Raw genomic sequence first — 12,807 nt, 5'->3', positions numbered from 1 at the left:
GAGGAAAGGCGCTATTTCAAAATTCTTCGAAGCGAAGCTGGTCGGCTGCTAAATAGTACCGCCGGGATAGTCTTGCGAATGAATTCGCGATTGATTTTTTAAAGATATTTTAGAACGGAAAATTGGGCTGCAAGCTCTAAAATGCGCCTATCCCAGACCGCTGGGACGCCGAGGGACGGCGCGAAAGCACGGTCGCCGCGACGCGTGTTTATAAATTAAGTTTCAAGATATATATTTGGTTTTAGCGATTGAATATTTATTCGGTTGCAGGGGCGGGGCGCGTTCGCAAGCATTCTCCGGCACCGCCGACGTGGCGGGCTTGCGCGTTCGGAGTTCGCGATGTCGAGACAGCGCCGGTGCGCCCTCGCGATTTTGGCGATCCTGTCGGCCTGGACCGCCCCCGCCCCCGCCCTGGCCCGCAACGAGCAGCCGGCCGGTGGCGCCTTCATGAGCAGCTACACGAGCGATCCGTATTTCGATCCGCGCTCCCGCTCCTCGCAGGCCCACTCCCTCGGCGACATCGGCGGCCAGCCGATGCTGACGGAGCCCGGCGGCGAAAGGCCCCCCTGCACCCTGTTCGATCGGGCCTGCGGGCAAGCGTTCGAGCGCAACCGGCGGCACGCCTATCCGTGAGGGGCGGGGCCAGGAAGAGAGGCGCGTCTTTCCCTCGATCGGTCCGCTCGACTCGAAAACCCGTCAGACAAGAGTACGCCCATCCCGGGCGGTCGATCTCATTCAATGGTCGCTTCAAAGCGGGCCCTGCGCGGTCTGCTCCTGGTTTGCCAGATCCCGGAGGACCTTCCGGTTGACCTTCCCGACGGCGTTCAGCGGGAGCCTCTCCAAGGGACGGATCCGGGCCGGGACGTAGATCCGGGCGAGCGAGGCCCGCACGAATGCCTGCAGGCTCGGTTCGTCGAGGCCTGCCCCGTCGCGAAGCACCACGAAGGCGACCGGCACCTCGCCGAGATCGGCATCCGGGGCGCCCACGACACAGCAATCACGGATGGAGGGGTGGACGGCGAGATGCCGCTCGATCAGGGCCGGCGAGATGTTCTCGCCGCCGCGGATGATCACGTCCTTGATGCGGCCGGTGATGGCGAGATAGCCGTCCGCATCGAAGCTGCCGAGATCCCCGGTCCGCAGCCAGCCGTCTGTGATCGGCGCCTCTTCACTCCCGAGATAGCCCCTCATCAGGGCCGGGCCGGAGATTCGGATCTCGCCTTCGCGACCCGGCGCCGCCTCCAGGCCGGTGACGGGATCGAACAGGCGCACCTCCTGGCCCTTCAGCACCGTGCCGATCGTGCCGATCCGGCGCGCGCCGGGCGGGTTCATGGTCGAGGTGCAGGTCGCCTCCGAGAGGCCGTAGGAGACGACGAGGGGCACGCCGAACGCCTCCTCGATCTGCCGATGCAGGATGGGCGTGATCGGCGCCGAGCCGCAGCGCAGGAAGCGCAGGCACGGGAAGCGCTCGCCCGGCAGGAGGTGCGGCAGCATCCGCGCATAGATCGTGGGCACGCCGGTCATGTAGGTGATGCCGCCCGTGCGCAGCCGGCCGAGGGCAGCCTCCGGCTGAAACCGCTCCATCAGCATCACCTCGGCCCCGGCGAGGAAGGGCACGATGAGCTGATTGTTGAGGCCGTTCGTATGGTAGAGCGGCATCACGTGCAGGAGCCGGTCGGTGGGGCCGGTGCCGGTATGGGCGAGCACCCCGTCCGCGTTGCAGACCAGGCTTTTGTGGCGCAGCAGCACCCCCTTCGGCCGGCCGGTGCTGCCGGAGGTGAAGAGCAGCATCGCCTCGTCCTCCGGGCCGAGCGCGGCGGCGAAGGCGCCCTCCCCGCTCAGGTCCGCGAGGGCGTGCCGGGCGAGGCCTTCGAGGGCCGGCACCGCGAGGCGCTCCGCATGGGCCGGGGCGACCACGAGGTGGCGCATGCCCACCAGGGCGGCCTGCTCGGCCAGCACCTCCGGCGCGAGGCCGGGTTCGACGAAGCAGACGCAGGCGCCGGCCTGCATCGCCCCGAAATAGGCCATGATCGCCGCCGGGTCCTTCGGCGCCACCAGCCCGACCCGGTCGCCCCGGGTGACGCCCCGGCCGTGGAGGATCGCCGCCGCCGCGTCGATGCCGGCTCCGAGTTCGGCGTAGGACACCCGCGTTTCGCCCGAGAGGGCGATGCGGCCCGCCTCGGCATGGCGTGCGATGGCCGCCCGCAGGCGGGCACTGATCGACTCGGTCATGGCGGCGCGTCTCCCTGTGGCTGGTGCCCGCCCCTCAGCGCAGGCGGATCTTCGCGTCGGCCGCGAACCGTCCCTCGGGATCGAGGGCGGCGAGCCCGGCCCGCTCCTCCGGGGTCGGCGGAGGCGTCGGCCCGGCGCCCTTCGCGTCGAAGGTGAAGCCCGTCCGATCACGGACCTCCTCCAGGCTCGCCTCCGGGTGCCAGGAGGCGAGGGCGAGCCGGCCCTCCCGCTTCACGAAGACGGCGATGGGCGTCACCACGCCGTGCATGCCCCCAGCGGCGGTGACGAAGTCGAGGGTCTCGACGAGGGTCCGCCGGGAATGCTCGGTCCGCCACGTCACCGCCCGGCGGGCCGTGGGCAGCATCACCGCGCCCCCTCCCCCGCCCGGCAGGCGCACCCGCGGGGCATGCCAGTCGCCGATGCAGGACACGTTGGTGCGGCCGATCCCGTCCACCTGGGCGGCGCCGAGGAAGCACAGGTCCATCAGGCCCCGTGTGCAGAGGTCGTAGAAATCCTCGTTGGAGAAGATCGAGCGCGAGCCCTCGGCGAGCACGGGATCGGAGGACGAGATCGGCACCTTCGACGGGCTCGGATCCACCCCGCCCGCGACGTTGATGTAGGTGAAGTCGAAGGGGTACGCCTGCTTGGCGAGGAGGCAGGCGAGCATCGGCAGGGCCGAGTTCACGCCGCTGAAGGTGATCTCGTCCGGCCGCACGAACCGCGCGAGGTTGGTGACGATGTAGGAGAAGCCCGACCAGCCGGCTTCCACGGTCGCGCGCCCCTCAAACATGGGCGGCCTCCCGGGCCTCGGGGCCGGCGGCGAGGTGGCGGTCGAGCACGCCCGGGCCGTCCTCCATGTAGGCTTCGACGGCGGGGTAATCGATCTCGTAATCGGGCCAGAGGGAGCCGGGCCACGCGCCGTTCGGCACGATGCTCACCGCCTCCACGAGGAAGTGGGGCACCAGGGTCAGTTCGGGCTGGTCGCGGAACGAGGCGTTCGAGGCGACGCGCTCGGCCACCACCAGCACCCGCTTGGCGGAGCGGCTCATGATGCGGTCCCAATGGGAGGTGCCGAAGACGCGCACGTCGCCGGCCTCGCTGACCTCGTTGGCCTGGATCACCGCGAAGTCCGGGGCGATGCGCGGGATGACGTAGACCGTCTCACCGCTGCCGTAGGGGTCCTCGACAGTCTTCCAACCGTTCAGGGCGGCGAGGTCGGAGCCGTGGATGCCGCCGCAGGGCATGAAGGGCACGCCGAAGGCCGCCGCGCGCAGGCCCGCCGTCAGGCTCGCGCAGGCATGTTCCTCCAGGCGGACCTGCCCGGTCTCGATCGCCTTCCGGTACCACGGGGCGAGGCCGAAATTGCCCTCCATCGCCACGATGCCGGCCTTGGCCCGCGACAGGGCGCCGGCCCGGCACAGGAGGTCGATGTCGTAGCCGGGGGATTGCTTGACCACTTCGAGGTCGCGACGACCCTGGCGGATCAGCTCGCGCACGAAGGCGAAGGGCCCGCGATGCAGGAAACTGCCCCCCAAAGCCAGCGAGCTGCCATCCGGCACCCGCCCGGCGAGGTCGGCGAGGGAGACGATCTTCGAGGCTCCGGCGCTCATGGAACTCCTCCTTTCGACTATCGGTCAGCCGGCGCGGTAGGCCCGGATGCGGTCCTTCAGCCCCGGCCGTGCGGCCGAGGCGACGAGGTCGGCGAGGTCGTCCGCGCGGGTGTCCCGCGCCGCCGCCCGGTGGAGGGCGGCGCTCGCCCATTCGGACAGGCGCACCGACGCCTCCCCCGCCGAGGCGAGGGCGTCCGGCCAGGCGGCGACGGGGGAGAGGCCGGTGAGGAAGCCGTCGGCCAGCGCTTCCCCGGCGTCGAACACGCGCCCCTCCTGGAGGGTGAGGCGGGCCTTCGAGCCGCCGACCCGTTCGGCATAGCGCCGGGTGCCCAGCACCAGCCCGAAGGACAGGCCCGGCATCCGGAAGGTGGCAGCCGGGTCGGCGAGGCGGCGCCCGCAGGCGCAGATCAGATCGACCCCGGCGCCGAAGTTGCGCCCGTGGGCGAGCGCCAGCGTGTCGAAGGGGGCGTGGGCGAGCGCCTGGAGCAACTGCTCGATCCGCACGAAGCGCAGGAGGAGGTCGCCCTCCGACTGGTCCTCGTAGCCGCCGAAATCGAACCCGGCGCTGAAGGTGCGCCCCTCGCCCCTGAGGACGAGGAGCCGGGTGCCGTCGCCCGCCGCCTCCCCCACGGCGTCGAGGAGCGCATCGACCAGCGAGGCCGAGAGGGCGTTCATCTTGTCCGGCCGGTTGAGGGTGAGCACCAGGGTGGTGCCGGTGCGCTCGCGCAGAAGCTCGCTCATGCCCCTGCCCTCACGCCGTCCTGGCGAGTGGAAAGGGCTGTTGTTCGGGGCCGAACACCTCGTCGTTGTGCTGACCGAGCGCCGGGGGCTCGCGATAGACCGGGAACCCCTCGCCGGAGAACTTCAGCGGCGAGACGAAGGTGCGCGTTTCGGCTCCGCCCGGCAGGGTGAGGGGCTGCACCCAGCCCATATGCGCGACCTGCGGATCGGCCAGGGCGTCCGAATAGCCGTTGATCGGTGAGCAGGGCACGCCCGCCGCCCGGAAGCGGGCGAGCAGGTCGGCGCAGGTCTCGTCCGCGAAATCCCGCTCGAGGATGTCCAACAGGGCGTGCTGGTTCTGCGCCCGGAGCGCGGTGGAGGCGAAGCGCGGGTCCTGCGCGAGGTCCGGCCGGGCGATCGCCGCGCAGGCGGCGCGATAGAGGGCGTCGTTGCCCGCCGCCATGGCGAAGTAGCCGTCCTTGGCGCGGAACGCCTGATAGGGGGCGTTGCGCGGATGGGCCGAGCCGAGGCGCCGGGGATCCTTTCCGCTGCCGAAATACTCGCTGGTCTGGAGCGCTCCCATCGCGAGGGAGGCGCCGAACATCGAGGCGTCGATGTGCACGCCCTGGCCGCCCGCGCGCACCTGCAGCAGGGCCGTGGCGATGGCGTAGGCGGCGTAGAGCCCGGTGCCGAAATCGGAGATCGGCACCCCGCACTTGACCGGCGGCGCGCCGGGCTCGCCGGTGACGCTCATCACCCCGCTCATCGCCTGGAGCGTCAGGTCGAACCCGGCCTCGGCCGAGCGGGGCCCCTCCTGCCCGAAGGCCGAGATGGAGCAGTAGACGAGGCCCGGCTGCGTGGGGGCGAGGCTCGCATAGTCGAGGCCGAGGCGCTTCATTACGCCCGGCCGGTTGTTCTCCAGCACCACGTCCGCCGAGCGGATCAGGTCCAGCGCCTTCGCCCTGTCGGCGGGGGCCTTGAGGTCGAGGGTGACGGAGCGCTTGTTGCGGTTGAGGGAGGCGAAGTTCTCGCTGAACCCCTCGTTGAGGGGCGGCCAGGCGCGCATGGAATCGCCGCCGCCGGGATTCTCGACCTTGATGACGTCGGCGCCCATGTCGGCGAGCAGCATGGCGCAGAAGGGGCCCGCGGCGACGCTGCAGAATTCGATGACGCGGATGCCGGAAAGCGGATGCACGGGCGATCTCCTCGGATGGCGGGCGGCTGCCCGGCTCAGGCGAATTCGCGCGAAGGCGCGCGGCGGGAGGACATGGCGATGGGGTTGTAGCCGAGCGCCCGCGACAGGGTGCGGGCGGTGTCCACCACGCCCTCGCTGAAGTCGCGCAGGGCGGCCGGGGTGAGGCGGGCGGCGGGGCCGGAAATGCCGATGGCGGCCACCGGCTTGCCCAGGGCGTCATGGACGATGGACGCGAGGCCGCAGACGCCTTCGCGCCACTCGCCCCTGTTGATGGCGAAGCCCTGGACCCGGACCTGTTCCAACTCCCGGCGCAGGGCGTCGAGGCTCGTGATGGTGCGGGAGGTGTGGGCTTCCAGGGGATCGGACAGGTGGCGCAACGCCTCCTCCTGGTAGGCCAGCAGCGCCTTGCCCGAGGCGACGCAATAGGCCGGCGCCCGTCCGCCGATGGAAGAGTAGGCCCGTACCGGCTGCGGGCTCTCCATCTTGTGGAGGTAGATCACCTCCGCCCGGTCCAGCAGCGACAGGTGGATCGTCTCCTGGGTCGCATCGGCGAGCGCGCGCATGTGGGGCTCGGCCACCCGGCGCACGTCCACCCGCGCCAGCACGGCGCTCGCCAGCTCGAACAGCTTCAGCGTGCATTCGTAGGTGCCCCCCGGGAGCGCCCGCACATAGCCCGCCGCCGTGAGGGTCTGGAGGGTGCGGTGGGCATTGCTCTTCGTGAGCTGGAGCGTGCGGGCGATCTCGCTCACGCCGCGCGGCTCGTCGCTGGCGGCGAGGTGCTCGAGAACGGTCAACCCTTTGAGCAGCGTGCTGTCCATTGTTCCAAATATCAGAACGGCGTCCTGAGAAATTGGTAGACTCGTGACGCCGTCCGGTCAAGGCATACCTGCACGATCTTGCCAGCACCGTGTGACGCCTCTTCCGTCGCCTCCACCCCCGACCGTCCCTCGCCGTCACTGCGAGCGGAGCGAAGCCATCCAGTCGGCATTGGCTCATCCGGACGAGTTGCGCTCTGGAAGGCTTCGGCTCCGCCCCGCCATGACGGCTGAGGGGGTGGGGTGGCTGGACGGCGGGCGCAGCGATTTTCGCGGTGCGAAAGCGCGTCCACAACCATCACGGGGATTATCCGAGACCCATTGACAGCATGCAGGATACCTCCTTACCGTCGTGAATCATGATACATCGTTCTAATATTTAGAACATCTGCCGAAGGGTCGCCGAATACGAGTGGTCCACGGCGGGGGCGGTCCGACACCGCGGATGACGAGGAGGGACGACATGGCCACAGAGACGGGCACGGCAGCGGAGAGACGGGGAAGGACCGGCGCGGTGGTGCGGGTCGTCGGCGGCAACTTCCTCGAAATGTTCGACTTCATGGTCTACGGGTTCTACGCCCACTACGTAGCGCAGACCCTGTTTCCGCCGGGCGACGAGAACTTCGCCCTCATCATGTCCTGGGCGACCTTCGGGGTCGGCTTCCTGATGCGGCCCCTCGGGGCGATCGTGCTCGGCGCCTATGCCGACAGGCGCGGCCGCCGGGCCGGCCTCCTCCTCAGCCTGTCGATCATGGCGGCGGGCGTGGTGATGATCGCCTTCGTGCCGAGCTACGCCACGATCGGCATCGCCGCCCCCATCGTCGTAATTCTCGGTCGCCTGCTCCAGGGCTTCTCGGCGGGCGCCGAGAGCGGGGCGGTCTCGGTCTACCTCTCCGAAATCGCGCCTCCGGGCCGCAAGATGTTCTACGTGAGCTTCCAGACCTGCAGCCAGCAGGTCGCCGTCATCTTCGCGGCGGTGATCGGCATCGGCCTGCGGGTGGTGCTCACCGCCGAGCAGATGCAGGCCTGGGGCTGGCGCGTGCCGTTCATCATCGGCTCGCTCCTGGTGCCGCTGATCCTCGTCCTGCGCCGCTCGCTGCAGGAGACGGAGGAGTTCAAGGCCCGCAAGAGCCATCCGAGCCTGGGCCAGATCTACCGCACGCTGCTCACGAACTGGCGGATCGTCGGCACGGCGGTGATGATGATCACCCTGACGGCGGTGATGTTCTACCTGATCACCGCCTACATGCCGACCTACGGGAAGCAGGTCTTGAACCTCGCGCCGATGGACGGCTTCCTCGTCACCGTCGCGCTCGGGTTCGCCAACCTCGTCTGGATGCCGCTCATGGCGAGCCTCGCGGACCGGATCGGGACGGTGCGCATCCTGGTGGCGGCGGCCTCGGGGATCGCCGTGTTCTCCTATCCCTGCATGCAGTGGCTCGTGGCCGAGCCGTCCTTCGGCCGCCTGCTCTTCGTGGAGCTGTTCCTCGGCTCCCTCTACGGCATGTGGCAGGGCGTACTGGTGGGGGCCCTCGTCACCATGATGCCGGCGAACGTGCGGACCTCCGGATGGTCGCTGGCCTACAGCCTGACCTACGCGATCTTCGGCGGCTTCACCCCGGCGCTGGTCACGTACCTGATCCAGGTCACGGGCGACAAGGCGATCCCCGGCTTCGCCCTCACCGGCGCGGCGATCATCGGGGTGATCGGCACCCTGCTCGCCCGCAAGTACCTCCAGGCCGGCGAGACCGCCGACGCGCATCAGCGCCTCGCCGCCCCCGCCCGCGCCTGACGTCCCCTCCCGGAGCCGCCCGCGGATCCGTCCGCGGGCGGCCGATGCATAAAGCCGAGGATCACCCCATGAATCCGACCAGGGATGCCGCCGCCGAGGCGGGAACGGTGCAGGGCACCACCGCGCAGATCCTGCTCTCGACCCTGCGGGATGCCGGCGTGACCGACATCTTCGCCCTGCCGGGCATCCAGAACGACGACCTGTTCGACGCCCTCCACGGCGCGGAGGGCGTGCGCACCATCCACACCCGCCACGAGCAGGGCGCCGCCTACATGGCCGCCGGCTACGGCATGGCGACGGGGCGCCCCGGCGTGTACGCGGTGGTGCCGGGGCCGGGCTTCCTCAACACCACGGCGGCGCTCTCCACCGCCTATGGCTGCTGCGCCCCCGTGCTGGCGCTGGCCGGGGAGATCCCGCAGGCGATGATCGGCCGGGGCGTCGGCATGCTGCACGAGATCCCCGACCAGATCGGGATCATGCGCCAGTTCACCAAATGGGCCGGGCGCATCCGTGGCCCCTCGGAGGCCGTTGCCCTCACGGCGCAGGCCCTGCGGCAGGCGGCGCGGGCGCCGTTCCGGCCGGTCGGCCTCGAATGCCCGATGGATGTCTGGGGCCGCCGGGGCGTGGCGCTGCGCGAGGCGCCCCCCGGCCCGGAGCCCGTGGCGATCGACACCGACGCGGTGCGCAAGGCCGCCAAGCTCCTGGGCGGGGCCAAGCGGCCGATCATCGTGGTCGGCGCCGGGGCGCAGGACGCCTCCGCGGAGGTGACCGAACTCGCGCGGATGCTCCAGGCTCCGGTCTCCGCGCACCGGATGGGCCGGGGCGTCCTGTCGAGCCGGGACCCGCTCTGCGTCGATCCCGTCGCCGGCCATATCCTCTGGGGCAGCGCCGACGTGGTGCTCGCCGTCGGCACCCGCCTCCAGATGCAGCTGATGCAATGGGGCCAGGATTCCGACCTCAAGGTCGTGCGCGTCGAGGCCGACCCGGAGGCGCTCGACAAGATCGCCGCCCCGGCGGTCGGCCTCGTGGGCGATGCCGCCCCAATCCTGCGGGCGCTCCTCGCCGAACTGCCGGCCCACGCCACCCGCCGGGAGCGGATGGGCGAGATCGAGGACGCCCGCGGCCGGGCGTGGCAGAAGCTCTCGACCCTCAAGCCGCAGATGGCGCTGCTGGAGGCGATCCGCGCAGAGCTGCCGGAGGACGGGATCTTCGTCGATGAGCTGACCCAGCTCGGCTATGCGAGCCGGGCGCTGTTCCCGGTCTACGCCCCGCGCACCTTCCTCTCCCCCGGCTACCAGGGGACGCTCGGCTGGGGCATGGCGGCGGCCCTGGGGGCCCAGGTCGCCAAGCCCGGCACGAAGGTGGTCTCGGTGATCGGCGACGGCGGCTTCCTGTTCAACGCCCAGGAACTCGCCACCGCCGTGCAGCACCGCATCCCCCTCGTCACGGTGCTCGCCAACGACAACGCCTTCGGCAACGTCCGCCGCATCCAGGACGACCAGTATGGCGGGCGGCGGATCGCCAGCGAGTTGCGCAACCCGGATTTCGTGCGCCTCGCCGACAGCTACGGCGCCCTGGCACTGCGGGCGAACGGGCCGGACGAATTGCGCGCCGCCCTCGCCCGTGCCTTCCGCGAGGATGGCCCGAGCGTGATCGAGGTGCCGGTCGGCCCGATGCCCGATCCGTGGACGATGCTGCGCTACCGCTCCTCCCGGCCCGTCCGGTAGCCATGGACCCGTTCGAGGCAGCCCTCGAGGCGATCGTCGGCGCGCAGGGCCTCCTGCGCGGCGCCGATGCCGCGCCGCATTGCGTCGATTGGCGGGGCCTCTACCGGGGCCACGCCCGCGCCGTGGTGCGGCCGGCCTCGACGGCGGAGGTCGCCCGGGTCGTCGCCCTGTGCCGGGAGCACGGCGTGCCGATCGTGCCGCAGGGCGGCAACACCGGCCTCGTCGGCGGGGCTACGCCCTCCCCGGCGGGGGATTCGATGATCCTCCTGACCGGACGGATGAACCGCATCCGGGAGATCGACGCGGCAAACGGCACGCTGACCGCCGAGGCCGGGGCACCGCTCGCCGTCGTGCGGGAGGCCGCCGCGGAGTCCGGGCTGATGTTCCCCCTCTCGATCGGATCGGAGGGCAGCGCGCAGATCGGCGGGGTGCTCGCCGCCAATGCCGGCGGCAGCGGCACGGCCCGCTACGGCAATGCCCGCGACCTCGCCCTCGGGCTGGAGGTGGTGCTGCCGGATGGGAGGGTGTGGAACGGCCTGCGCAAGCTGCGCAAGGACAATTCCGGCTACTGCCTGCGCCATCTGATGATGGGCGCGGAGGGGACGCTGGGCATCATCACCGCCGCCGTGCTGCGGCTGGTGCCCGCGCCGCGCTCCGTCGCCACGGCCTTCTGCTCCGTGTCCTCGACGGCGGCGGGTGTCGCCCTGCTCTCCACGCTCCGGACGGCCATGGGAGGCGACCTCCACACCTTCGAATACATGAGCCGGCGCGGCCTCGGCCTCGTGCTGCGCCACATCCCCGGCACGCGCCTGCCCGTCGCGCCGGCCGACCACCACATCCTCGTGGAATTCGCCGCCGCCACGGCCGACGGGGCACGCCCGGCCCTCGAGGAGGCCCTGTCTGCCGCCTACGAGGAGGGCCTCGTGACGGATGCCGTCCTCGCGGACAGCGAGACGGCGCGGGCCGGCTTCTGGCGGCTGCGGGAGGCCTTCGCCGAGGCGCAGGTCCGCCACGGTCCTCACGTGAAATGCGACATCGCCGTGCCGATCTCGGCCGCCTCCCGCTTCCTCGACACGGTCGGCCCCACCTGCGCCCGCGCATTCCCCGGCTGCTCGGTGGTTCTCCTCAGCCATCTCGGCGACGGCAACATCCATTGCAACGTCCACGCGCCGGAGGGGTGGGCCGAGGGGGATTTCTCACCCTTGCGGGAGGAGATCGCCGGCCGTGTCGATGCGCTGGCGGTGGAGTGTGGCGGCACGTTCTCGGCCGAGCACGGTATCGGCGCCGCCAAGCTCGGCGAGATGGCCCGCTTCAAGGACCCGGTGGAGCTCGAACTGATGCGCACCCTGCGCCGGGCCCTCGACCCGGACGGACTGATGAATCCGGGCAAGCTCATTCCGGCCTGAGGCAACGCGGAGCGCGCGGTGGGGTCGGTTCTGCTCCCGCACGGCAGGCGTGGCGCCACCGGCCGGCTCCCGCCGCATGGGCCGGCGCCTCGGAATGGCTGGCCAGGGTCGGTTTCTGTCGGTCCGCTTTCACGCGGCGGAGGAAGCGGCGCGGTCCCGCCGGCTCACGGACCGCCTCGGTCATTCGAAGCGGGGATCGAGAGATCGATGTTTCATTCGGTCACGCTGACCCGCACCCGATGCCAGCAGGTGCAGAGGTAGCCTTTGTGGTTCCAGACGTCGTCCGGCAGCGCCGGCTGCGTCTGGCCGGCCGCGTCCCAGGCACGGACCGCAAGTTCGTGCTCGCCGGGCGGCAGGGCGAGTTCCACGCTCCAGAACGTCCAGGCAAACGGCGCGTCCGCCTCGTGCGCGAGATCAGCCTGCCCCCAGGACCGGCCGCCATCCCCGGAGACATCGACACGGACGATGGCCCTGTCGCCGCTCACCGCGTAGCCGCGGATCCTGGTCCTTCCGGCCGTGAGGGCAGCGCCGCGTTCCGGCTCGCAGATCGCGGCGTTCAGCGGCATCGTATCGATGGTGTGTCCCCCGGTCGGGTCCGCCGTCTCGGCGGTCACATCGGGCGGGTACAGCTTGTAATCGCCCGCCTGGATCGGGTTGTCGGACGGGTGGTCCTGCACGGCGAGGCGCCGGATCCATTTGGGGCTGCGCACGCCGGCAAAGCCCGGCACCACCACGCGGGCCGGGAAGCCGTGCTCGGGCAGCAAGGCTTCCCCGTTCATGGCGTAGGCGATCAAAGTCTCGGGCGCGATCGCCTTGCCGAGCGGGATCGAGACCCCGTAGGGGCGGCCTTCCACCATGTCGTGGCTCTCGAAGGCCACATGGCGGTCCGCCCCATCCGCGACACCTGCCTCGCGCAGGATGTCGCCCAGGCGGACTCCGGTCCATTCGGCCGTCCCGATGGCCCCGGCCTCCCAGGGATCGCCGGATACCGGGGCGACCGCGCGCATGTCTGCGCGACGATTGCCGGCACATTGCATCGTTGCCGTGACGGTGGCTTCCGGGAAACGGGTACGGAGGTCGTGCAGCGAAAGCTCCCGCGTGACACCGGCTCCGCCATCGACGGTGAGGCGCCAGGTTTCGAGGTCGAGGTCCGGTAGATCGCCGTGGGAGCGGACATAGAAGTCCTCCGCCGGGGTCCTGTAGGAGGCGCGCAGTCGGCCGAGGGGCGGTTCGGCATTGTAGGGCTGATCGCCATGGACGATCAGGCGAGCCTTGCGCTCGGAGAGGCGCGACATCGGGGCTCCCGTTCG

At 70.7% G+C, this 12,807-nt stretch carries 11 protein-coding genes; 4 read left to right on the top strand and 7 right to left on the bottom strand.

Annotation, left to right across the window (positions count from 1 at the left end; genetic code table 11):
* Positions 1-339: 339 nt before the first annotated feature.
* Positions 340-633 carry a hypothetical protein gene (locus MKK53_RS17485; RefSeq protein WP_243929989.1) on the top strand — a complete coding sequence of 98 codons (294 nt, stop codon included), beginning with the start codon at positions 340-342 and terminating at the stop codon, positions 631-633.
* Positions 634-747: 114 nt separating this feature from the next.
* Here MKK53_RS17485 and MKK53_RS17480 read toward each other — a convergent pair whose 3' ends face one another.
* The 6 genes from MKK53_RS17480 to MKK53_RS17455 are packed head-to-tail and all read right to left on the bottom strand — an operon-like array spanning position 748 to position 6,575.
* Complete coding sequence (locus tag MKK53_RS17480; protein ID WP_243929988.1) at positions 748-2,232, bottom strand: class I adenylate-forming enzyme family protein; 1,485 nt, start codon at positions 2,230-2,232, stop codon at positions 748-750.
* Positions 2,233-2,266: 34 nt separating this feature from the next.
* Positions 2,267-3,022 carry a CoA-transferase subunit beta gene (locus tag MKK53_RS17475; RefSeq protein ID WP_243929987.1) on the bottom strand — a complete coding sequence of 252 codons (756 nt, stop codon included), beginning with the start codon at positions 3,020-3,022 and terminating at the stop codon, positions 2,267-2,269.
* Positions 3,015-3,842, bottom strand: coding sequence for a CoA transferase subunit A (locus MKK53_RS17470; RefSeq protein WP_243929986.1), 828 nt, complete (start codon positions 3,840-3,842; stop codon positions 3,015-3,017). Before MKK53_RS17470 ends, MKK53_RS17475 begins: the two co-directional genes overlap by 8 nt.
* A 24-nt stretch (positions 3,843-3,866) precedes the next feature.
* A complete protein-coding gene (locus tag MKK53_RS17465) occupies positions 3,867-4,583 on the bottom strand; it encodes an enoyl-CoA hydratase/isomerase family protein (protein ID WP_243929985.1) in 717 nt (238 codons plus the stop codon).
* 10 nt (positions 4,584-4,593) lie between these two features.
* Positions 4,594-5,757: a CaiB/BaiF CoA transferase family protein gene (locus MKK53_RS17460; protein WP_243929984.1), complete on the bottom strand. Its 1,164-nt coding sequence runs from the start codon at positions 5,755-5,757 to the stop codon at positions 4,594-4,596.
* A gap of 35 nt (positions 5,758-5,792) precedes the next feature.
* Positions 5,793-6,575, bottom strand: a complete 783-nt coding sequence (locus MKK53_RS17455; RefSeq protein ID WP_243929983.1) for an IclR family transcriptional regulator — start codon at positions 6,573-6,575, stop codon at positions 5,793-5,795.
* A gap of 460 nt (positions 6,576-7,035) precedes the next feature.
* Between MKK53_RS17455 and tcuC the strand changes: the two genes are divergently transcribed.
* The 3 genes from tcuC (at position 7,036) to MKK53_RS17440 (ending at position 11,497) form a co-directional block, all read left to right on the top strand.
* Complete coding sequence (gene tcuC, locus MKK53_RS17450) at positions 7,036-8,364, top strand: tricarballylate/proton symporter TcuC (RefSeq protein WP_243929982.1); 1,329 nt, start codon at positions 7,036-7,038, stop codon at positions 8,362-8,364.
* Positions 8,365-8,432: 68 nt separating this feature from the next.
* Entirely contained in the window at positions 8,433-10,091 is a 1,659-nt protein-coding gene (locus MKK53_RS17445; protein ID WP_243929981.1) for a thiamine pyrophosphate-dependent enzyme, read from the top strand.
* A 2-nt stretch (positions 10,092-10,093) separates the two neighbouring features.
* A complete protein-coding gene (locus MKK53_RS17440) occupies positions 10,094-11,497 on the top strand; it encodes an FAD-binding oxidoreductase (protein WP_243929980.1) in 1,404 nt (467 codons plus the stop codon).
* 212 nt (positions 11,498-11,709) lie between these two features.
* On the opposite strand, the gene MKK53_RS17435 is transcribed toward MKK53_RS17440, so the two are convergent.
* On the bottom strand, positions 11,710-12,792 hold the full coding sequence (locus tag MKK53_RS17435; protein WP_243929979.1) for a molybdopterin-dependent oxidoreductase: 1,083 nt from the start codon (positions 12,790-12,792) through the stop codon (positions 11,710-11,712).
* Between the last annotated feature and the right edge of the window lie 15 nt (positions 12,793-12,807).

The organism is Methylobacterium sp. J-076, from assembly GCF_022829405.1.
Taxonomy (GTDB): Bacteria; Pseudomonadota; Alphaproteobacteria; order Rhizobiales; family Beijerinckiaceae; genus Methylobacterium.
Note: the sequence above shows the minus strand (reverse complement) of the source record. Positions and strands in the feature narration are given on the sequence as shown.